The sequence below is a fragment of the Methanovulcanius yangii genome, assembly GCF_018687785.1.
Lineage (GTDB): Archaea > Halobacteriota > Methanomicrobia > Methanomicrobiales > Methanomicrobiaceae > Methanovulcanius > Methanovulcanius yangii.
Genome location: NZ_LTBL01000001.1, coordinates 2,238,017 through 2,260,231, shown reverse-complemented (window position 1 = coordinate 2,260,231; position 22,215 = coordinate 2,238,017). Strand labels below are relative to the sequence as shown.

Genomic DNA, 22,215 nt, shown 5'->3' with positions numbered 1-22,215 from the left:
CGACTCGGGGCGCCCGGTCCCAATCCGCCGCTCCCACTCTTCCTTCCTGAGGATCACCTCTCCCTGAAGCGGATGACATCCTGCATATCGGAGCGCAGATAGGCCTCCGCCTCGGAGAGGACTCCTCCTTTCATCCGTGTGAATAAAAATCCAAAGACCGGATACCGGGGATACTCTACCGGACGCAATTCAAGCGGTTCGGAAAACCCTGCGACAAAGGTTTCGTAATCAAACCCGGCAATCGTCTCCGGGACCGTGCCCGCAGGCGGCTGCACCACCAAGAGGGCATACACATCATCACCCACTTCCTGCAGCAACCGATCCCAGTCGGGCACCATCCCTTCGAAATAGAACCTGTAGACATTAATGCCCCAGGCATATTCCGCAATGTCCGTCGTGCACCACCCGGCAAAGCGGAGGGGGTTCACCTCGATGGGAACGACCTTTCCGTCATCATTCACCCGCAATTCAATATGCAGGGGAAAATTTGTGATTCCCATCAGTGCCTGAATCCGCCGGAGAAGGTGGGTTACCGGCGCAAGCTGCTCCGCAACAATCTTCCTTGAGGTCAGATAGACCCGGTCGTCGACATCATCAACTGAGGAGAAGAGATGGGCAAGAATATTGAGTACCACCGGTTCACCCTGCGCATTAAAATACGCATCCACCGCAAGTTCCGTTCCTTCGATATACTCTTCGATGATGAAGGTCCCGGCGTCACAGACTTCCGGCGGATAGCCTGCAGCGATATCTTCCATACCCGTCTTTATGGCGTCAAGGACGTCCGTCCATTCCTCGTCCGTGCGGACGACATGCACACCCGCACTGAAGAAGCCAACCGCCGGTTTGATGACAAACGGTTTCGGGAGGAGCGCAACATCAAGCATATCCAGTTCTCCGAAGGGGACCGACCGGAAGAAAAACGTAGGATACAGGCCGGAGATGAGTTTTCGAAATGCTGCCTTGTCCTTGAAGAGGGCGATGGTTTTCGCAAGGTCCGTTTCGCCCAGATGCTCCGCAATCCATCCTATCGCATGCTCCGAGTTGGTATACATCCGGCAATCGCCCTCGTGTACGCACCGCACTACTTCAGCTCCGTCGACGAGGCGCATCCGTCCGTCCGTGTTCATTCTCACTGATGTTGCATTTCTGAGAACAGGAAGGTCCATCGTCACTATGGTGTCCACAAGATACCGGGATACATAGGGTTCATCCAGTACTATCAAACCTCATCAGTCCTGTATTCATTTGCAGGACGAATGGCAAAAGAATGCCGGAAGAGGCGGTATTCACCCTCCCGGCCCCCCGGACATCTTCTCAGCCCCCATGGGGATGCATCGCCGGTGACTGCTTGCCGGTGTCGCACCGGGAAGGGTCTGCCACATTTATCTGTCCGAACACTCCATTCTGCCATGTACGCTGTGCACGGCAGGTTTTGCCGGGCCATCCGCATCTGCCTGCAGCTGTCAGCCGGTGCGGGAGGAAATACTCTGAGATGGGATATTTGGAGAAGAGATGACTTTGAATGCGACAGACTGGAATACAAAATGGAAGCGGCAGTGGAACAGGTACCGCGATGCCAGCATGGAACAGACAGGGGCTGCCTACTGGGACAACGAGGATGCGGCACGTGATTATTACCGGAAATCACTGGAGCATCGTAATGCCCGTGTCGACCCCGTTCTCGCCGGCCTTCCTCTGGCCCCCACTGCCCGCGTGCTGGACATCGGGGCAGGACCGGGGTCAATTACCATCCCGCTTGCCCGGAAGGTCGCTCACGTCACCGCCGTCGAACCATCGGGGGGGATGTATACCGTACTCCGGGAGAACCTAGCGACCGAAAGTGTGTCAAACGTCGACACCCTGCAGAAACTCTGGGAGGATGTGGATGTTTCCGCCGATCTGGATGGGCCATATGACATCGTCTTTGCCAGAAACTCCCTGAACGTGCCGGATATCAAAGATGCCATCGGGACGATGATTGCAGCCTCGTCAGACTATCTCGCCATCTATTGGTTTGCGGGCCTGACCCCCTGGGAGATGATGTCATGTGCCCTGTGGCCGGCACTCCACGGCAGGGAATTTGCCAGCCCGCCGAAATGCGACATCATATACAACCTGCTCTATAGCATGGGGATTTACCCCAGTGTCGAATCCGTACCCTTCCCCCACACCTATGTCTTCCCGACCTCCGAGGCAGCCGTGGAGTACTTTGCCCCCCAGGTCCTTGCAGCCACCACGGCCCAGAAGGACGTGCTCCGACAGTATATTCTGGCCCATATGGGAAGTGACGGCACCACATACACCATCCCCGGACACTCTCATCATGTGAAGATCTGGTGGAGAAAGAGGGAGTCGCCGCCGTCGGACTGAGCACCAGATGCCATCAGGGCCCCCTTCTCCATACCACCCGCCCTCCCCGGGGAGATGAAGGACATACGATGCCGATGAAGCAGAGCAGACCCTTTCGGGAGGCATCGCGTTGCCGGTTCTCCCGTCCCTGCATCTCCGAACCCCCCCACCATACTCCTTTATACGGAGAAGAATCATTGTCCCCCCTATGGAGACGTTCACCCCTCCCCGCCCCATGATCACCTTCGCAGGATTCGACACGGGCCGCGAGAAGGCTCTGGAGGATCTCACATCAGTCATCAGGAACGGGGAGATCGACCCTCCGCTGCTGCCCCTCATACGGGCCTTCTCACGGGTGCCCTCCTGCTACACACTCCAGAGCTGCTACGGCCATTTTGTCCATGCAGGAACGCAGGACATCCACACTATCAGACGGCTGCAACCCGGCGCAACCCAGGTCAGAAGGGTAACCTACCGTATCGCCTACGTGGCATTCTGCATCGAAAACAGCCGCCGGGGCCATCTTCTCTGCGAGGATCTCCGTGTGATCGCAAGGAACGACCCGGAGTATATCCAGTTCGGGAGTGCCGACTGGTTCTGGGATCAGACTCCCAACACCTATGCCATTCAGGTTTCCCCGTCACGCTATCAGACACAGGATAGCTGTCTTTTGACCCTGGACGAGGCACTCGTCGTTCAGGATGTGAGGGACCGGTTATTCACGGAGCTGATGCGGCTCGTGAAGGAGCATACGCCGGCGGGCAGGTAGCCCCGGTTCACGGAAATTCACCACCCCTCTGCCGCGACCGAAAGAGGAGACATTCCCACTGAGGAAGGGGAGGGGGAAGGGGAGGGCCTTCCCCGCCAAAATCACTTTTTCCCCCCGTATGACCGGACATGCTTCCAGGCACGGTGATGGGCAGGGAAATGCTCCTTATCCGCGTACATGCCGATATCCTCACGACGGAAATGCACCCGATCCCGGCCAACAGGACAGACTTTCAGGCAGATACCGCAGGGGGCGATGCGCTTGCGGTGGAGGCGTTCACTGTTCTCTGCGCATGCCTTCTTGTCAGTCAGGACGGCGGGATATTCACCTTCCTCCAGTGCGCCCGCGGGACAGCGAAGCACGCACTCCATACATCTGGTACAGAGTTCCTCTTCCATGACCGGGTCCTCGGGCAGTTCGGCGGTTGTAAGTACCGAACCGAACCTGACCCGTGGCCCGTATTCCGGGGTCAGAAGCATGTTATTTACGCCGAACGTTCCCAGACCGGCCATGTACGCGGCATGCCGGTGAGAAAAGAAGGCAACGGGGTTTTCGAGCAGGACATCGATGCTCCCGTAGCCGTCGCGGGGGACGAAGACCGACGGATACCCCTCTCCATTCAGGTACGAGGCGAGCCGATAGGTATACTGGTCCAGGAGGGTATTGACAGTGGTGTAGAGCTCGTGATAATAGATGGAGGGTGCAGTCTCAAGGACAGGAAGGTCGACCGGAAGGCCGATTACGATCACCGACCTGGCCTCAGGAAAGATGGACTGCGGATAGAATGCCTCCGGCATCCATGGGGTAAAGGGCGGATGCTCCCACCGCTTCACACCGGCGATTCCCACGAGCGGGATGTCCATTGTACGGCACCGTTGACGAATCGACTCCCTGAGATCTTCATCCATTGTAATCACTATGAGCTATCGCAGTGGTATTTGAAAGATTCTCCGGAAGTCAGTGCCTCTTATCCGGTACCGGAATTCCTACATCCCTCCTGGCGATGCAACGGTCCGCCGGCACCCACGGATGATCATTCAAACCCACATTCATATCGCGATTGTTCTAAACGAACACATATCATGGCGAATACGGCATCCAGGTGATATTCACTCGTTTCATCCGATGAAATTGATAATACATACATGAATGACGAATATCTCCAAAAATACACTGCATTTTACCGATTCACTGATTCCCACAGGAGAGCATTTATCACCTCCACCACCATCATGACCCCCATGAGTGTCATTGCCGTAAGCAGGGATGACTGCACGAAATGCGGAGTCTGTGTCAATGTCTGCCCTGCCTTCATTATCTCGATGGAGAAGGGCGACTATCCTCTGGTGACCGAAGACAAGGAGAAACGCTGCATGAGATGTGGTCATTGCGAGGTTTTCTGTCCTTTTGACGCACTGAAAGTAGATTTCAAAGGAGACTATCCGGCAAACTTCAATCCCCGGGCCCTGGACATCAAACCGGACCAGTTCGGCAAGTTCATGCAGTCCCGCCGGTCCATCCGGCAATTCCGCAAAAAGCCGGTGGACCCCCGCGTCCTTGACGATGTGATGGAGACCGTGCGGTTTGCACCGACCGCTGCAAACCGGCAGAAGGTCCACTACATTGTCATCATGGACACCGAAAAGGTCCGGAGGATATCCGCCCTTGCCATCGAGTGGATGCAAAAAGTGATGAGCGAACAGCCTGATCACCCGTATGCCGACATCTTCAACGGAATGATAGAGGCCTATGATCAGGGAATCGACCTCGTCTGCCGGAATGCTCCGCATATCATCTTCGCGGCAGTACCCACCAACAACCCATTTGCCGTCACGGACGCTGCCATCGCCCTCACCTGGTTCGAACTCGTGGCCAAGGCCTACGGGGTCGGGTCATGCTGGCTGGGGACTCTCAAGCTGGCAGCGGAGGAATACCTCCCGATCCAGGAGGAACTGCATATTCCAAAAGGCTATCTCCCGAATTACGCACTGATATTTGGTTTACCCAAGCTCCGGAGCAAAGGAGTGCCGAAGAGAGATCCCCTGAGTGTCGAATACATCTGAATATTTTTTTGGATATTATACGGATCGGATGTCATTGCCCTAATGTTTCGTGCATCCCCACATCCCTCCCCCGCTCATCGGACGGGTCCTGTTCCAGCATATTCAAGTCATCAGGCAGAGAGATTTTCTGTACTATGGAGCACACGCCTGCGGCGGATTCGTCCGGAGCGCAGGAACAGGAACCCCATCACCCCGTAGACTTCCCGACGGGAAAACCACGGGTACATTCGTCCAGATGCTCGATTCTGTTTCCGGGTGACGAGGGGTCGGCCGCCATCGAAGAGGTTGGTGGAAAGGCATTCTCCCTCCTGGAGCTGTGCAGGGCAGGGCTTCCCGTCCCCCCGGGGTGTGTTCTCACCACCGCGTTCTTTGCGTCATGGTCCGCATCGGTGATGGCAACGGAGGTCTGGCGCTCCATGGCGGCATCCGGCACCCCGATCGCGGAATCCGGTGTGAAGGCACTGCAGGATCACTGCACAGGCCTTGCGTTTTCTCCACTTCAGGGAGAGGTGCTGGCGTCTGCACTCCGGCGCCTTGGCACCGATCCCGGCATCTGGGCGGTACGATCGTCGTCACCCGCGGAGGACGAGCAGGAGGCATCGTTTGCGGGCATCTACCGGACCGAGATCGGGGTGACGACGAACGGGCTCGAGGATGCGATTCGCAGGGTCTTTGCCTCTTCATTTGAGGGCCGGGTCCTCTCCTACCACAGGGCCCACCGACGCGACCCGGGCCCTCCGGCAATGGCGGTCATCGTCCAGAAACTGGTTCCCGCCGATATCTCCGGCATCGCGTTCTCCGCAAACCCGGTCACCAACAGCAGGGAGGAGATCGTTATCAATGCCGGATGGGGACTGGGGGAGACAATCGTTACCGGCCGGACATCACCCGATGAACTAGTGCTCACCCGGCAGGGGTCAACGATCGTCGACCGGAAGACCGGGGCGAAGGAGATCGCCTGCTTCGCCCGTCCCGGCGGCGGAGTGAGGGAATGTCACGGTTACCACAGCGAACGGTTCTGCCTGGATGGATACGACCCCTTCGTTCTGCGTGACCTCGTCCTGAAGGCGGAAGAGGTATTCGGTGATGCCGTCGATGTCGAATGGGCAGGAAAGGACGGCAATTTGATGATCCTCCAAGCCCGCCCCATCACCACCATGGTGCCGCTGCCGGAAGCCCTGAGGACCGGCGGCGGAGGGGAGCCGGTACGGATGTACCTTGACCTGACACTCGTCGAACACGGGATGCAGGGCGCCCTCTCGCCGCTCGGGTCTTCATGGATGGACGGGATTCTGGGTTGTACGGTAGAGTCGCTCACCGGCAACTCCTGTGCGGGCCGGGATGCAATCTGCGGCATTGCCCAGGTGACGGAGGGACGGATGTACCTTAACATCTCCAATCTCCTGTGGATCATGCATCCACGCATGATCGACCTTCTGTTTGGGGGACTGGACACCTCCTCCGCAGCGATCATACGGGACTGCGACCCCGCAGCATGGAAAAATCCCGTCCGTCCGGCTCTTCTCCGGGGCATGACGGCGGCCTCCCTCTGGCAGTCCCGCGACCTCCTTCTCCATGCGGGACGGGGATTTCTCTCCCCTGAGGCGGTATCCCGTGAGTGCAGGAGATCGGAGGCTGAGTTCCTTGCGTCACTCGATGAACTCGAGTTGCAGGATCTCCCGTTCAGTGAGTACTGTGAGAAGGCCGGGCGGCTGATCGTCTGGTGGGTGAAGGAGAAGACCGGTGCAACCCTGATCAACTCCGAGTGCGCCCGCATGACGGTCCGCAGGATGTTTGCCGGAGCACCCGATGACATCCGGGCGCTTGCCGACAGGGTTGACCGTGCCCTCCCGAATAACCGGACGACAGGGATGGCGCTCTCCCTGTCACGCCTCTCCCTTCTTGCAGGGGGCGAAATCGACGACGACGTCACCATGCTTGCGGAGCGGATTCGTCAGGGAGAGATGCCCGAGGAGTTCATGAAGGAATGGACGGACTTCATGGAAGAATACGGGTTCCGGGGACCGCGGGAGATCGATCCTGCATCACCGGGGTACGCCAACGACCCGCTCCTTGCCCTTTCCCAGATACGAACCTACAGAGAGGCAGATCTCAGGGGGCAGGGACCCGCGGAGCGGTTTGAGAACGAGCGCCGCCGCCGTGAGGAGGCGTGCCGCCTCCTGCGTGACTACAGCAGGAAAAAAGGCAGGCTGCAGGAACGTCTCTTCGTTCGGATGGAGACCCTGCTCGACATCTTCGGGGGCACCCGTGAAGATCATAAATATTACCTCGTCATGGTCACCGCAAGGGTGCGCAGGCGTGCCCTTGCCGCGGGAGAGATTCTCGCATCCAGGAACCAGATCGGGCATGCAAATGAGGTCTTCTGCCTCTCCATTGCAGATATCCAGGCCGCACTCGACAATCCCGGGGTCCGGATGCAGCCCGCCGTTGCCGCAAACCGGACACGCTTCGGCAGGATGAACCGGGTCAGCCGGTACCCACCGGTCATCGACTCCTCGGGGCGGATCATCCGCCCCAACACGGATGGGGAGGATAACGGGGCAGAGATTTCCGGATACGGCGTCTCCGACGGAACCGCCCGCGGTCCGGTCAGGGTGCTTCACCATCCGACTGAAAAAGAGGTTTTTCCGGGGGATATTCTCGTCATCAGCGCCTCGGACCCGGGGTGGACACCCCTCTTCCTGACAGCCGGCGGGGTCATCCTTGAGGTGGGGGGGCTCCTCCAGCACGGGTCGATCATCGCTCGGGAGTATGGCATTCCCTGCATCGTGGGGGTCACCCGGGCGACTGAGCGGTTTGAAGACGGCCAGTGGGTGGAGATGGACGGAGGAAACGGGATCATACACAGGATTTCACCGGAGGACATCCCCTGCACCGAATAACCGACGGGCAGGATGGGACCGACACCTCTCTATTGCATCCCATTTCGTTGTTTTGACATCGTACATTCCGAAATCTTATATTTTGGCATGCCGACTTTCAGGGAATGAGGTGGAAAGAATAGTTGCGGAGAAGACCGGACCACCCGGTCTTGCCGCCGATATGGCCCGCCGGATGTTCTCCGGGGATGCCGACCCCTTTGTCCGATGGTGGTATATACAGGGTTATTTTGAGGGGGAAGATTTTGGCCGGCGGGATTTTACCATCTGTTTCTTTTCACTCCGGCTTGCGGATGATGCCGGTCCGTCGGGTGAGGCAATACGGAGCCCTGGTGCGATGTATCTCTGCTCTGTTGTCGATGCGGCAACGGGCGTTCACCACCGGGAAGTGCGGGTGGATGCGTCGCTGCACAACTGGTACCTCAGGCAGCTCGACACGTTCCCGGACAGACTCGGCGTGAGCAGGTACGTCAGTGACACCATCAGGAGGGAGATTGAGGAGCACGGCCTCTATCCCCCCATTAACTGCCCGCCGACGACGATGGAGACCGAGAAGACCCCTTTCTCGGTGACTTGGGACGACGCCCGAATCACGTTTCTTGACGAGGAGATCATCATCACCTTCCATGACCCGACCCACGGGGAGATGATGTCATGCGCCCTCATTCCCCAGGTCCCGTTTACTGACCTTTCATCCATCGCGCCGTCGGGTGCCATCGGCATGGAATATGTCACCTGCCCGCGCCTGAAGCTCAATGGTGTCGCAGGAGGGGCGCCGGTCTCCGGGGAGGCATGGTGCGATTACCAGTCCGGCGGGACTGAATGGTTCCTCACAGAGCAGGAGGAGACCGGATGTATCGAAACGGACGGCCGACCCTGTTACCATCCTCTCGGCTGGGACTGGTGCGGCATACAGCTGGATGACGGGCGCTGCCTGATGCTCATGCACCGGCGAAACCTCCGGTCAAAGGAGACGGTCTCAACATTTTGCATCCTCTTTTCTGAGGACGGCACTGCAGAATGGCACCCCCGGATAACGGCACGCCCCATTCGTACGTGGGAGAGCCCGCGGACTCACATTCACTACCCGGTGAAATGGGAGTTTGCGATACCCGCTATCGATGCGATATTGCATTTCTCTCCCGCAACGGATCAGCAGGAGATCGAGATCATCGGGATGGACGGCGGTCTCTGGGAAGGGTCGGGGAGTGTCACGGGGAAGATAGGAGAAGAAGGCGTATCCGGACGCGGCCAGCTGGAACTCTGCGGCTATGGATTCATTGCGGACGTAGCGGACTTTGTCGGACGATTTGAAGGGAAGATCAACGAACGGCTCGAACAGCTCTTCCCCCGCGAGATCGATGAAGCATGGTGCGCCTCTCTCTTCGGTGAGACACAACCCATCCTTGATTACACTCCCTTTACCGAGACCATCTCGCGACCGGTCTGGGACCTCCTCTCACGGGGCGGAAAGCACTGGCGGCCGATCTTCGGCATTCTCATAGCCGATGCGGTAGGCGTCAGGTCCACCGAAGAGACGGAGAAACTCTTCGTGATGACCGAACTCCTTCATTCGGCGGCTCTCATCATCGATGATATCGAGGACGAGTCGCTGCTCCGGCGGGGTGACACCACCATTCACCAGAGATATGGAACGGATATTGCCATCAACGCGGCAAGCACCCTCTACTTCTTTCCTCAAAGCATCGTATCGTCCTGCCCGGACCTTACCCCCGACCAGAAGCACGACGTGCTCAGGCTGATGACCAATACCTCTTTGCGGGCGCACCTCGGCCAGGGGCAGGACATCTACTGGTCAAGGAATCTCTCCCCCGCCGCTCTGACGACGTGGCGGGAGGGGCACCTCGACGAGCAGATCCTCCAGATGTACGCCTACAAGACGGCATCGGCGACGGAAGGGGTCGCGGAGCTTGCCTGCATCCTGCAGGACGTGACACCGGAGACGAGAGCGGCCTGCCTCCGGTTCGGCAGGACCATGGGAATCGGTTTTCAGATCATCGATGATGTGCTGAACTTCTCCGGCGACGAAAAATGGGGAAAGGTGGCTGGCGAGGATCTCAGAAACGGCAAACCGACCTATGTCATCCTCCGGGCCCTCGATCTGCTGGACCGGGATCGCTCCGACCGGTTGACCGCCATCCTCTGCACACCCGAACTCCGGATGCAGGATGTCGTCCTCCAGGAAGGTATCGATCTTGTACGGGCATCGGGAGCCCTGGAAGACTGTTCCGGCGAGGCTATACGACATATCGAAGCGGAGTGGGCGGCATTCTCCCGCCGGATTCCCCCCTCGCCGGGAAAGCTCATGCTCCGCGTAATTTGTGCAAATCTCGTCAATATGGCCTATGAGGTGTGATTCAGTGAATGGTTGTGGCCCAATCCTCTCTACCTCATTCCTGTTTTCTTCGCCGGACAGGAAGTTCTGAAATGCATTCATAGACCTTCTCCGCAAGGTCGGGATTTCCCAGGAAGAGACGGGAGAGGTCCCGTTTTGAAATCTTCCTCAGATAGATATTGCCGAGGGCAGCAACGATGACCGCCCCCAGGAGGACGAAGATCATATCCAGCATGGTATCGTCAAGCCCGTGCTGCATCTCTATTCCCAGGAATGTGTCGACGGTATATTCAAAGATCTCCCAGAGCCCGCCGACTGCTACCGTCAGCATGACAATCAGGAAGATGATGACCGGACGGTTGAAGTTGTTCTCGGTGTATTGATCGAGGAGGAGCACCAGAGTAAATCCGATGAGCGCGACGGTCGTTCCCGATATGAAATGCGCTATTTTGTCGTAATACGGGTATAGTGTGGTATACCAGTCAAAATACTGGCCGCCGATATGGATGTAGAGGGAGAGAACGATGAGAAATGTCAGCCACCACGGGACTGTAATATGTACTTCCCGCTCCATGATCATCGGGACCATGGTGAGGAGAAGAACAATAAAACCGCCAAAGACATAGGAGTAGTTCCCGACCATCATACTGTCGATGATTATGAAGATGATCATCACCTGAAGGAATATCGTCATATATCCCCCGAAACGTGAACGGGACAGGTGCGGCATAGTCTTCTATTGACCATGCACCGATATCAAACCAGAGGGCGACCAGGCAATGTGGGGGCACCCCGGCAGCCAGCGGACATCCACAGGGACAACAGGAGGCTCAGGTTGAATCGGCGATGCGCGCATGCCTTCTGCATGTGCGGCGAATTCACAGAGAACGCCTAAAAACACTTTAATAAGATGAAATTTTAGGCGGCGCAGATAGCTTTATTACGTAAACAGAGGTACCATACATTTCATAAGGCAAATTAATGAGTAAAATTGCGCCTAATTCTAAAATAACCAGTTATATTGGCCCTGTTGAAAGCCTGGAGAGCTATGTCAGGGCCGACTGGTGGAGGGAGATCTTCAACGCAAACTACCTCCGTACGGATGGTGATGTGATCGAGGACACCTCCATTACCTCGGAAGAAGTCGATCTCTTTTGCAGTGCCCTGAACCTCTGTCCCGGCGATACCATTCTTGATCTCTGCTGCGGACAGGGACGGCACTCGCTCGAGCTTGCACGACGGGGATTCTCTGACGTTACCGGGCTGGATCGCTCCCATTATCTCATCACCCGTGCGAAGAAGCAGGCAAAAAATGAAGGACTGGCTATCAGTTTCCGCGAAGGTGATGCACGAAAACTTGCCTTTCAGGCCGACACCTTCGACCATGTCCTCATCCCCGGCAACAGTTTCGGTTATTTCGAATCATATGAAGATGATCAAAGCATCCTCAAAGAAGTGTTCCGGGTGGCAAAGCCGGGAGGAACACTCCTCCTGGATATCGCCGACGGCGCGTGGCTGAAGGAACATTATGAACCCCGCAGCTGGGAGTGGATCGACCAGAACTACTTCGTCTGCCGTGAACGAAGCCTCTCGGAGGACGGCGAAAAACTCATTTCACGCGAGGTGATCACTCATGTCCGAAAAGGAGTGCTTGCGGACCAGTTTTATGCGGAGCGACTCTATAGCCGGGAACGCATCGAAGAGATGCTTGGGGCATGCGGCTACCACGACATCACCTTCCACGACACCATCATCCCGAAATCCCGGAAAAACCACGATCTCGGCATGATGGGCAGGCGTCTGGTCATCACGGCACGGGTACGGAAGGAGTGGACGTCCAGAAAGCAGGTGGCAAAGGCAAAACGCAGCGTGACCGTCGTGATGGGTGACCCGCGGCTGAAGGACAGGGTCCGTCCGTCATGCGTCTTTGACGAGGATGATTTTTACACCATCGAGCAGCTTAAATCGGCCCTTTCGAAGTGCGATGGTTACTCATTCACCTACGTAGACAACCATGCGACACTTATCAAAACCCTTCAGCAGAAGGGTAAGAAGGCGGATTTCATCTTCAACCTCTGTGATGAAGGATATTTCAACGATCCCCTCAGGGAACTTCATATTCCGGCCGTCCTGGAGATGCTCGACATCCCGTATACCGGCGGGAACCCCCAGTGTCTTGCCTACTGCTACGATAAGTCCCTTGTGCGTGGTGTTGCGCATGAACTTGACATCCCGGTCCCGAAGGCATTCATGATCACTCCCGGCGACAGTTCATTCATCGAACAGCCTCTCAGGTTCCCGGTTATCGTCAAACCCAACCTTGGGGATTCCAGTGTAGGAATTACCAGGAAGAGTGTCTGTGGAGATATCGAAGAGCTGCAGGAGGCGATCGAGGATGTCAGGACCAGGTGTGGACAGGAGACCTCCATCCTCGTCGAGGAGTTCCTCTCCGGCAGTGACATCAGTGTCGGCATCATTGGAAACCTCCCGGACATGTATGAGGTGCTGCCGATCATCGAGGAGGACTACTCCGCACTCCCCTCGTCCTACCCGCGGATCTGCGGCTACGAGGCAAAGTGGGACCCGTCCTCCCCGTACTGGAACCTCAGGTCCGTACGGGCTCATCTCTCCGAGGATGTGCAGCGGTTCCTCGTGGCAAGCTGCCTCAAGCTCTTCGGGAGGCTGAAATGCAGGGACTATGCACGGTTTGACTGGCGTCTCGATCACAACGGCACCCCCCGGCTCCTTGAAGTCAACCCGAATCCCGGGTGGTGCTGGGACGGTCATCTCGCAAAGATGGCGGCCCTCGCGGGGGTATCATATCCGGAAATGCTGGAAAAGATCCTTAAGAGTGCCGAACACAGAATCCTCGACTAAAGCCCATTTCACCGTATTTTCCTTAATAATGCATCTGATTCCCCGGATATTCCCCTCATTCGGGCGAATTCCTCTTTTCAAGCAGGGATTGCCAAATAACGAGCCATCCCACAATACCCTTAAATATGAGGAATCTGTAGTTGAGGGTTGGTGATTGTGATGGATGCATATGCAGGCAATATTGCGTATATCGATCTGACAGCGGGGACGGTAAAGGTCAAACCTACTCCTGCGTCATTGAAAGAGGACTATATCGGCGGGAGAGGGTTTGGGATCAGGTTCCTGACCGACATGGTGCTCCCGGATATTGACCCGCTGAGCGAGGACAATGTCCTTGTCTTTGCCTCCGGGCCGCTCACAGGGACGGGCATTCCGCTGGGAAGCAGATATGAGATCTCAACCCTCTCTCCCCTGACTGGATGCGCCATCAGTTCCAACAGCGGCGGTGTCTTCGGATGGAAGATGAAGAAGGCGGGATTCGATGCGGTGGTTATCGCCGGAAAGGCACCCCGGCCGGTCTACCTCTTCCTGGACAACGGAGAGGTGTCCCTGTATGACGCCGCGGAGATCTGGGGAAAAACGACCAGTGAGACGACGGACATCATCCAGCAGATACATGATGACAAAAAGATACGGGTCGCCTGCATCGGACCCTCCGGCGAGAAGCTTTCCCTTATCACCTGCGTCATCAATGAAAAGTACCGGGCCGCAGGAAGGGGGGGCAGCGGGGCCGTCATGGGATCGAAAAACCTCAAAGCCCTTGCAGTACGGGGCGAGCAGGAGATTGCAGTCGCCGACGACGACAAACTCAATCTTGTCAAGGACCGTATACGGAAAAAGATTGAGGCCGACGGCATCGCGCAGGCCCTCCATGACTACGGAACCGCTGTTCTGGTCAACATCATCAACGAGAACTACATTCTCCCGACAAATAATTTCCAGAGCGCCCATTTTGAGGGAGCGGAGAAAGTGTCGGGAGAGACCATCAAGGAGACGATATTCAAAAAACCGAAGGGGTGTTATGCATGTATCGTCCAGTGCGGACGAATACATGATTTCGAGGGGATAACCGGGGAAGGGCCCGAGTACGAACCGGACTGGGCATTCGGCCCCGACTGCGGCATTGACGACCTCAAATCGATCACCCTCGCAAATAACATCTGTAACGAGTACGGCCTTGATGCAGTCTCAGCCGGAGCGACCATCGCCTGCCTCATGGAGATGGCAGAGAAGGGGTATATCACACATCCCATCCGGTTCGGCGATGCCGAAGGGATGCTCGCCGTGCTCAGGCAGATGGCGACACGCGAGGGAATCGGGGAAGAGCTTGCGGATGGTTCCTACCGGTTTGCCGAACGCCATGGCCACCCGGAACTTTCCATGAGCGTGAAAAAACAGGAGCTTCCGGCATATGATCCGCGGGGGCTCCAGGGACACGGGCTTGCCTATGCGACTTCGGTCCGGGGAGGCGATCATGTCTACGCGTATATGATATCCCCCGAGGTCCTTGGTGCACCGGAGAAACTCGACCCGTACGAGACCGTAAACAAACCGGAGTGGGTGAAGACCTTCCAGGACCTCACAGCGGCAATCGATGCAAGCGGCATGTGTCTCTTCACCTCCTTTGCCCTCGATGCCGATGACTATGCCGACCTCATGACCGCCGCGACCGGCATCCGGTTCGATGCCGCAGGGCTCATGAAGGTGGGCGAGCGGATTTGGAACCTCCAGAAACTCTTCAATCTCGATCGCGGGATTGGAATGGAGACCGATACCCTCCCTCCGCGGCTTCTGGCAGAACCCCTCCAGGAGGGGGCCCCGAAAGGAATGGTCTGGAAGCGTGACGAACTCCTGAAGGAATATTACGCTCTCCGGGGATGGGATGAAAAAGGAGTCCCAACCACGGAAAAACTGAAGGAACTGGCAATACACTGAAGAGAAAGGGAAATACCTGCGGAGAGCCGGGCCGGTCTGAAAATCCGGGACAGTCCATATCCGGGGAAAGACCGGCCCTTATCAAAGACCATGGCACAACAGCCCATATCGATCACCGTCAAAACCTTCGCAACCTTTCGCGAGGTTGCGGATGCGACCATTGCCCTCGACATTAACGGAGGAACCACCGTCGGCATGCTGCTGGATCTGCTCACCACCAGGTACGCCGGGCTCGGGGACATGGTGTTCACGGAAACGGGAGAACTCAAAAAGTATGTCAATATCCTGAAAAATGGACGGAACATTCATTTTTTAGATGGAATGGAAACGGTGATCGAAGACGGTGATATCATTGCCCTCTTCCCCCCTGTGGCCGGTGGATGAGCATTTCGGACCAATATACCCCATTTGGCGGAGATTATCCCTTCACTTGCTTCAGGGATCCCGTTCCCGGATATATCCCGAATATTATGTAGCATGAGAGGTTACATACCAGATACCAACGGACGAGGGCATCCGGTGAAAGCGCATGACCAAAACCCCACGGGTGTACATGCCATGTCGCGATGGCACGGCCGAACCACCATAACCCATCATGGCCGAGATTGAAACAGGGGAGACACATGTCATGAAACAAACGGCTGAAACCAGCGAGGGAGCATTTCCAGGAAGGGATTGGGATCAACCCCTCTCGATCGTCATTCAGGCAGGCCTTATCATCAGTGAAGCCCATTTTGAGACCGGCCGCGTGCTTGAGGGGATACGGGCGACCATCCTTCGTCTCGAGTCCATCCTGAAGAAGACCGACCATATGTATCGGTTTGTCCTTCCCTTCCGCCCGGGCCCTGAACATGCTGTCCTTGAAACACTGCTCGACGACACCATCTGGGACCACATTTCCCACCGCCCGCAGGTCCTCCTGATTGCTGAACAGGGTCATGAAGAGCCGGAATTCTTTCCCTTTGAAGGGGAGATCTCATTCGACATCGCCCCCGTCGCACCGGAAGAGGCCATTTTCGGATACGACCCCGTCGACGATGCCATCATCGACCTCTCCAACCTGGTCATCCTCGTCGGCGAATGGGAGCCGGGAGCAACGACCTACCGCCAGGGGAGCATGTTCGAACTTGCACAGGTACACGGCACGACAGTCGTCGCCGTCGACCCCGGAACCGGGGAGACATACGAACTTTCCCATGATGACCGCATCTTCGAGACCTATACCCAGCTCGATGAATACAACCGGGAAACTATACCGTCGGCATTGTACCACGACACATACCGGAGGTACCGGAAAATGCTCAGGACGGAAGCCGAGAAGGCGGGCCTTCCCGAGGATCTGATCGAACCTGCATCGGACACTCTTCTCCCCTATTTTACCCGCACACAGCTCCTGGCACGCCGCTACCGGCGGTATTACACCATGGCAGGCACCTGTGTCTCACTGCTGTCGGCTCTCGCGGTGGCAACCATTACCTGCCAGACGCTCTTCTTCCCGGATGTCATCTGGCTGATCTGGCTTGAAGTTGTCGAGATTCTCTGCATCATCATCCTTATGGCTGCCTCACGACACGGCGATTTTCACAGGAAATGGATCGATTACAACTTCCTCGCCGAACGAATACGGGCAGCCTTTTTTCTGTGCATCGTCTGCATCCACTGTGAGTCGTCCGATACGCCCCCCCACATGAGCCTCTCCAACCGGCCCAACGACTGGATGGTGATCGCCTTTGAATCCATCATGGAGACACGCCCCATCTCCTATTGCCGTCTGGATATCCCCTTCGCTCCCATGAAGAAGTTCTTTCGCTCGGCATGGATCAGCAACCGGCTCCGGTTTTACGAGAAGGCAAGCGCCCATGCGAGCAGAACCTACATAATTATGCTCATCCTCGGGGAAGTCCTCTTTGTGGGCACCCTCATCTTTGCCGTGATGCATGCCGTCGGGCTCGGGCACGCTCCGGGAATGCCAGGAGGACTGAATGCCTCTCTCGCCCTTGCCTACTTCACCATCACTCTCCCGGCAATGGGTTCCGCCATCGCCGCCATCAGGCTGCAGAGGGAGTACCTTCGCAACGGTGAGCGGTATGCCCATGTGGTCCGGCACCTGACGGCCATACGCAGCAATGTGCGCCATGCCCACAGTATGGAAGACCTCTGTTCGCTCCTCGAGGAGATGAACGAACTTACCCTTAGAGAACAGCAGAACTGGAGAATTGTCTTCAGATTCCGAAGAATTGAGGCGATGTAACGGGGAGTTCCCTTCACTGATTCTCTGAATAGAAGGCAGATAAAAAAAAAGGTTTCCCGCTTAATCGCGGAACAGTATGTGGGTGGTGACCGAGGACGCCTCGAAGAAGGTTCTGCAGAACTCTGCGACAATCCGGGGCGAATACTCCTTGCAGCTGAAGATGTCAAGGTATGCGGCATTGGTTGCATTTGCGAAGTGGCCGGAGACCAGTGAAGTTTCAATGAGCTGGGTCATGGAGTACCCGGCCACCTTGTCGTTCGGTCCGAAGTGAACGACGGTGGGTTCTCCGAATCTCTTCATGTCAATTCTGTCGCACAGTTCGATGACAAACTCGCGGATCTTCTCCGCATCGCGGATGGTGGCGGGGTTGCATCCCTTCAGGTCCACACTGGTATAGAGGCCCCATGCTCCACTCTCCTTGAACGTCGTCTCGATCTCATCATCCGTCAGCGTTTCCGGATACGGCACCGGGACGTTCCCGGATGCCGCACCAATCGTGTCCATTACTTTGCTGGCTGTTTCCATTTCAACCCCCCTCCGGGAGCCGCCGTTGTGGCTAATTGCGATAAATACAATACATCATCAGGATTTAAAATTTTCCTTGATGATGCACCGACAGAATCAATTTTGGCATAATTTAATCCACCCGATTCAAAATCTATCAATTTAAAACTGCCACAATTCAAATTAAAGTTCATTTATAGCCACAATATAGAATATTGTCAAAATTTGCCCTTTAATTTATTGAAAAAATCACCACGAAAATATTCAGAATTTCTTCACAATTTCAGAGTTAAAATATCCCATTCTGAAGGATTATGGCCGATTTTTTGTAAGAATATCCATTTTTCGCAGAGGTCTCCCGCCCAATACCGACATTGTGCATAAATTAACCCCTCTTATGACAATAATTACCGAAACATCCCCATACCGGTCATGAAATGAATCGGCGTCCCGGGCCCCCCACTCTCACCGGAAGGATCAATCATACGGCAAAAAGCGCCTGCGAAACGCAGACCACACCAAAAAATTCGCATCCATTTCCAACCACCCCGTTCTGACCCCCGAGAGAATAAATTGACAAAATGGGGTATCTGAGGGATTATTCGCCTCCCGGGGCGGTGCCGCACCCCAAAAGAGGTGCCGCACCGAGAATGCAGGGAGCCCTATACGCCCGGGGTATCCTCAATTTCTGTTAATACAGCCATATGGGGAAAATTGTGGGTCAGGCTTCAATGTGGACGGCATCCGGCAGGCCGCACGCAGCAGGAATGACAATTGGTACGACTCCACCTCACCCTGAGTCCTCCGGTCGGGGGGACAGAGGAGTGACTTTCAGGACTCTGCACGGCCTGTGTACGGCCATCACCTCAATACCACATATAAAGAACCCCGGGGTCCAATACATACAGAATGGAAGACACCTATTCTTTCTCCGAATTTAATATATCCCCGACAATTCTCAGGGCAATTAAAGATATGGGGTTTGAGGAGCCCACCCCGATTCAGATACGCGCAATTCCCACAATACTTTCCGGGCGTGATGTTACCGGTCAGGCGCAGACCGGGACTGGCAAAACCGCAGCATTCGGCATCCCTGCAATCGAGACCATCGATGCGGACATGGATGCAACCCAGGTCATCGTCCTCTCCCCTACCCGTGAACTGGCCATTCAGACGGCAGAGGAGTTCGGACGCCTGGCGCATTACGAGAAGAAGATGCATGTCGTCCCGGTGTATGGCGGGCAGCCGATCGAACGACAGTTCAAGGCGCTCAGATTCGGTGCGCACATCGTTGTGGGGACCCCCGGACGTGTCCTTGACCACATCAACCGGGGCACCCTCCGGCTCGATGACATCAAAATGATCGTCCTTGACGAGGCGGACCAGATGCTCGACATGGGCTTTCGGGACGACATCGAGACCATCATCAGGGAGACGCCGAAGGATCGCCAGACGATTCTCTTCTCGGCAACACTTCCAAAGCCCATTCTGGAGATCTCGAAGAAGTTCCAGACCAATCCCGAGATGGTGAAGGTCCCCCACAAGACCCTGACCGTCCCGCAGATCGAACAGCAGTATATCGAACTTCGCAACAGTGACAAGCTCGAGATCCTCTCCCGCCTTCTGGATATTTACAACCCGAATCTGGCCTTGATCTTCTGCAACACCAAACGCGCGGTCGATACCCTCACCAGTCAGGCACAAGCGCGGGGATACTGTGCGGAAGGATTGCACGGCGATATGAAACAGGTCCAGCGGGACCGGGTCATGAATAAGTTCAGGAAGGGTACCATCGACGTTCTCATCGCAACGGATGTTGCGGCACGGGGCATCGATGTCGATGATGTCGAACTGGTAATCAACTACGACGTCCCACAGGATGTGGAATACTACGTCCACCGCATCGGCCGGACGGCACGGGCTGGCCGCGAGGGGCGGGCAATCACCTTTGTAGGCCCCAAGGAGTTCTACAAACTCAAGACCATACAGAAGTATGCCAAGATCCACATCGCCCGCATTCCCATCCCCACCGCGGATGATGTGGAGGAGATGCGGATGAGGACTCTTACGGAAGAAGTCAGGGAGACCATCAAAGAGGGAGGCCTGGACAAGTATGCAAACCTCCTCGAGCGGATGATGATGGATGATTACACATCCCTCGAGATCGCTGCAGCCCTCCTGAAACGCGAAATTGAGGCCGGTTCAGACCCGGAACCGGTTTCGGAAGAATTTGAAAAGCGGGATCGTGGTATCGAACCAGGCATGACCCGCCTCTATCTTAATTTCGGAAAGGATCAGCGTATCCGGCCCAAGGATGTTGTGGGGGCCATTGCCGGTGAAACGGGCATCAACGGAAAGGATATCGGATCCATCAGCATCTACGGGTCCTATTCCTATGTCGAGATTCCTGATGACCTGGCAAAGATGGTCGTCGAGGAGATGACCGGCAAGTCCATCGGCGGAGTCCCCCTGACGAATGGAAACACCATCGGTTTTTCCGCCCCGAAACGTGGCGGCTATAAGAATTCAAGGAAATAATTCCGGTTACCCGGAAAAAACTTTTTATTCCCGGATATGGTTTAGATCCGGTCGGCACTTTCATACCGCCAGGTTCCAGGAGGGATATTCAACTCAAAAGATGCCCCTTCCCCTTCCGTACCTGTTTCGCTGATGGAGATCCCCGTAATTGAGAGGACTTCCCGTGCAAGAAAGAGCCCATACCCGGTGTTGACACCATATTGTCGGTGAAAGATCAGCTCCTTCTCTGCCGCGGGAATCCCTTTGCCGTCATCGGTAACACTCAGAATGCAGCGGTCGCCATGCACACGGGCATTCACTGCGATTTTTGTAACAGCCCCGCCATGGCGCAGTGCATTTTCAAAGAGTGTGTACAGCACTTTTTCCATGAGTGGATCAGCAAAAACCTCCAGATTCTCCAACCCATCTCCACCGGCGACAAGATTGGTACCTGCCATTTTTGCTGCGCTTTTCACCGTTTGCGCACAGTTCTGCCAGTCAGGAGCGTGGACACCAATATCCTGATAATCCTTGGTAAATTCGATCAGCTGCCGGATGGAGAGGGCTGCCGTATTCATTTTCTTCAGATAAAGGACCCGTTCCGGGGCGTCCTCTGCACCGCTCATGATCTCCATGTATCCGAGGAGGACCGTCAGCTGGTTCAGGACATCGTGCCGGGTGATGCTCGAAAGAAGGTTGAGCTTGCGGTTTGCAAGGCGCAGGGCATCTTCTGCCTGTCTCTTTCCGGTGATATCCCGGCAGACCATGCGGTATCCTCCATCACCGGTTCCCTGAATGATGGGGGTCCCGTTCATCTGGGCGACGATGATCTTACCATCCCGCCGAGCCAGCGGGTGTTCGGCAAGCTGGAACGAGGCACCCTCCTGCCGGACCCTGATGAAGTCATCAACAGCACCCGCGCGATTCGCCTCGGGAATCAGTTCATACATCGACGTGCCGACAAGATCATCGGGGCGGTAGTCAAGCAATGTCTCCACCTGTGGACTGACATAGCGGATGGTTCCGGCTGCATCGGTCTCGCAGAGCACATCAAAGATGTTTTCCACCAGATCGCGGTACATTGCCCCGGTTTCCGCAAGTTTTCGTTCCCGTTCCTCTGCCTCAGCAATATAACGGGAATACTGTTTGTTGGCATAGGAGAGTCCGGCGACAATGACAATGACACCGATGATCTTCAGTGCGCCTTCAATCTGGGTATTGAGGATATCCGGTTCTTTGGTGAATTCGTCAAAAAAGTCAATCAGGTACCCGAAGATGAGGATGCCAAAACCCGCCTCGAGAAGCGGAATTTGAAGGCGATGGACATAATAATAAGCCGAGATGAATGTGCAGAGAATAAGCCCCTCGATGAGAACGTCCTGCATGTCGAATGGCAGCTTCAGGGGGAACACCAGAAACCAGAGAATTGTTGTGATGGCCCCCACTGCAAGGAGGAACCACGGAATATGGTGATGATGTTTCCTGAGAATCTGCATAGTAATATTTCTTTTGCTCTGGTATTACATAACAACAACAGTCCCATTTCTCATTTTACCTCCATTTAATATCGTGAAGGTGTTTTTTTTACCGTAGGGGTCCATACCGCACCATTTTGCGCGCGAACGAAGCAGTCTGTTCTTCCCCGGGCGTCTGTCCGAATACATCTTCACACGCCGCAGGCCATGGCATTA

At 55.8% G+C, this 22,215-nt stretch carries 15 protein-coding genes; 10 read left to right on the top strand and 5 right to left on the bottom strand.

Annotated elements, in window-relative coordinates; translation table 11 throughout:
• Positions 1-53: 53 nt before the first annotated feature.
• Positions 54-1,226, bottom strand: coding sequence for an ATP-grasp domain-containing protein (locus tag AZH53_RS11175; RefSeq protein WP_319641526.1), 1,173 nt, complete (start codon positions 1,224-1,226; stop codon positions 54-56).
• Positions 1,227-1,515: 289 nt separating this feature from the next.
• Here AZH53_RS11175 and AZH53_RS11170 point away from each other — a divergent pair, with 289 nt between their 5' ends.
• On the top strand, positions 1,516-2,373 hold the full coding sequence (locus AZH53_RS11170) for a class I SAM-dependent methyltransferase (RefSeq protein ID WP_319641525.1): 858 nt from the start codon (positions 1,516-1,518) through the stop codon (positions 2,371-2,373).
• Between the two features lie 187 nt (positions 2,374-2,560).
• Complete coding sequence (locus AZH53_RS11165; RefSeq protein ID WP_319641524.1) at positions 2,561-3,121, top strand: tRNA wybutosine-synthesizing 3 family protein; 561 nt, start codon at positions 2,561-2,563, stop codon at positions 3,119-3,121.
• 101 nt (positions 3,122-3,222) lie between these two features.
• On the opposite strand, the gene AZH53_RS11160 is transcribed toward AZH53_RS11165, so the two are convergent.
• A complete protein-coding gene (locus AZH53_RS11160; protein WP_319641523.1) occupies positions 3,223-4,029 on the bottom strand; it encodes a 4Fe-4S binding protein in 807 nt (268 codons plus the stop codon).
• 333 nt (positions 4,030-4,362) lie between these two features.
• On the opposite strand from AZH53_RS11160, the gene AZH53_RS11155 reads away from it, so the two are divergent.
• The 3 genes from AZH53_RS11155 (at position 4,363) to AZH53_RS11145 (ending at position 10,461) form a co-directional block, all read left to right on the top strand.
• Complete coding sequence (locus AZH53_RS11155) at positions 4,363-5,184, top strand: nitroreductase family protein (protein ID WP_319641522.1); 822 nt, start codon at positions 4,363-4,365, stop codon at positions 5,182-5,184.
• Between the two features lie 134 nt (positions 5,185-5,318).
• Complete coding sequence (locus AZH53_RS11150) at positions 5,319-8,087, top strand: PEP/pyruvate-binding domain-containing protein (protein ID WP_319643601.1); 2,769 nt, start codon at positions 5,319-5,321, stop codon at positions 8,085-8,087.
• Positions 8,088-8,196: 109 nt separating this feature from the next.
• On the top strand, positions 8,197-10,461 hold the full coding sequence (locus AZH53_RS11145; protein ID WP_319643600.1) for a polyprenyl synthetase family protein: 2,265 nt from the start codon (positions 8,197-8,199) through the stop codon (positions 10,459-10,461).
• Positions 10,462-10,495: 34 nt separating this feature from the next.
• On the opposite strand, the gene AZH53_RS11140 is transcribed toward AZH53_RS11145, so the two are convergent.
• The gene (locus AZH53_RS11140) at positions 10,496-11,134 is read right to left on the bottom strand and encodes a DUF2238 domain-containing protein (RefSeq protein WP_319643599.1); all 639 of its coding nucleotides are present in this window, start codon (positions 11,132-11,134) and stop codon (positions 10,496-10,498) included.
• Between the two features lie 287 nt (positions 11,135-11,421).
• Between AZH53_RS11140 and AZH53_RS11135 the strand changes: the two genes are divergently transcribed.
• The 4 genes from AZH53_RS11135 to AZH53_RS11120 all read left to right on the top strand — a co-directional run bounded on the left by AZH53_RS11135 (position 11,422) and on the right by AZH53_RS11120 (position 17,503).
• Positions 11,422-13,317 (top strand): methyltransferase domain-containing protein, encoded by a 1,896-nt coding sequence (locus AZH53_RS11135; protein ID WP_319643598.1) that lies wholly within the window; start codon positions 11,422-11,424, stop codon positions 13,315-13,317.
• A gap of 159 nt (positions 13,318-13,476) precedes the next feature.
• On the top strand, positions 13,477-15,252 hold the full coding sequence (locus tag AZH53_RS11130; protein ID WP_319643597.1) for an aldehyde ferredoxin oxidoreductase family protein: 1,776 nt from the start codon (positions 13,477-13,479) through the stop codon (positions 15,250-15,252).
• Between the two features lie 90 nt (positions 15,253-15,342).
• Positions 15,343-15,636, top strand: coding sequence for a ubiquitin-like small modifier protein 1 (locus tag AZH53_RS11125; RefSeq protein ID WP_319643596.1), 294 nt, complete (start codon positions 15,343-15,345; stop codon positions 15,634-15,636).
• Between the two features lie 244 nt (positions 15,637-15,880).
• Complete coding sequence (locus tag AZH53_RS11120; RefSeq protein ID WP_319643595.1) at positions 15,881-17,503, top strand: hypothetical protein; 1,623 nt, start codon at positions 15,881-15,883, stop codon at positions 17,501-17,503.
• 60 nt (positions 17,504-17,563) lie between these two features.
• Here the strand turns inward: AZH53_RS11120 and speD are convergent, their stop codons facing one another.
• Positions 17,564-18,028 carry an S-adenosylmethionine decarboxylase gene (speD, locus tag AZH53_RS11115; protein WP_319643594.1) on the bottom strand — a complete coding sequence of 155 codons (465 nt, stop codon included), beginning with the start codon at positions 18,026-18,028 and terminating at the stop codon, positions 17,564-17,566.
• A 954-nt stretch (positions 18,029-18,982) separates the two neighbouring features.
• Between speD and AZH53_RS11110 the strand changes: the two genes are divergently transcribed.
• Positions 18,983-20,545 (top strand): DEAD/DEAH box helicase, encoded by a 1,563-nt coding sequence (locus AZH53_RS11110; RefSeq protein WP_454557337.1) that lies wholly within the window; start codon positions 18,983-18,985, stop codon positions 20,543-20,545.
• Positions 20,546-20,586: 41 nt separating this feature from the next.
• Here AZH53_RS11110 and AZH53_RS11105 read toward each other — a convergent pair whose 3' ends face one another.
• Positions 20,587-22,020, bottom strand: coding sequence for a PAS domain-containing sensor histidine kinase (locus AZH53_RS11105; RefSeq protein ID WP_319643592.1), 1,434 nt, complete (start codon positions 22,018-22,020; stop codon positions 20,587-20,589).
• Positions 22,021-22,215: the final 195 nt, after the last annotated feature.

Excerpts from the sequence above, each read along its gene's own strand:
- AZH53_RS11170 (WP_319641525.1), top strand. The coding sequence starts at position 1,516 with ATGACTTTGAATGCGACAGACTGGAATACAAAATGGAAGCGGCAGTGG.
- AZH53_RS11165 (WP_319641524.1), top strand. The coding sequence starts at position 2,561 with ATGGAGACGTTCACCCCTCCCCGCCCCATGATCACCTTCGCAGGATTC.
- AZH53_RS11160 (WP_319641523.1), bottom strand. The coding sequence starts at position 4,029 with ATGGATGAAGATCTCAGGGAGTCGATTCGTCAACGGTGCCGTACAATG.
- AZH53_RS11155 (WP_319641522.1), top strand. The coding sequence starts at position 4,363 with ATGAGTGTCATTGCCGTAAGCAGGGATGACTGCACGAAATGCGGAGTC.
- AZH53_RS11150 (WP_319643601.1), top strand. The coding sequence starts at position 5,319 with ATGGAGCACACGCCTGCGGCGGATTCGTCCGGAGCGCAGGAACAGGAA.
- AZH53_RS11140 (WP_319643599.1), bottom strand. The coding sequence starts at position 11,134 with ATGACGATATTCCTTCAGGTGATGATCATCTTCATAATCATCGACAGT.
- AZH53_RS11135 (WP_319643598.1), top strand. The coding sequence starts at position 11,422 with ATGAGTAAAATTGCGCCTAATTCTAAAATAACCAGTTATATTGGCCCT.
- AZH53_RS11130 (WP_319643597.1), top strand. The coding sequence starts at position 13,477 with ATGGATGCATATGCAGGCAATATTGCGTATATCGATCTGACAGCGGGG.
- AZH53_RS11125 (WP_319643596.1), top strand. The coding sequence starts at position 15,343 with ATGGCACAACAGCCCATATCGATCACCGTCAAAACCTTCGCAACCTTT.
- AZH53_RS11120 (WP_319643595.1), top strand. The coding sequence starts at position 15,881 with ATGAAACAAACGGCTGAAACCAGCGAGGGAGCATTTCCAGGAAGGGAT.
- speD (WP_319643594.1), bottom strand. The coding sequence starts at position 18,028 with ATGGAAACAGCCAGCAAAGTAATGGACACGATTGGTGCGGCATCCGGG.
- AZH53_RS11110 (WP_454557337.1), top strand. The coding sequence starts at position 18,983 with ATGGGGTTTGAGGAGCCCACCCCGATTCAGATACGCGCAATTCCCACA.
- AZH53_RS11105 (WP_319643592.1), bottom strand. The coding sequence starts at position 22,020 with ATGCAGATTCTCAGGAAACATCATCACCATATTCCGTGGTTCCTCCTT.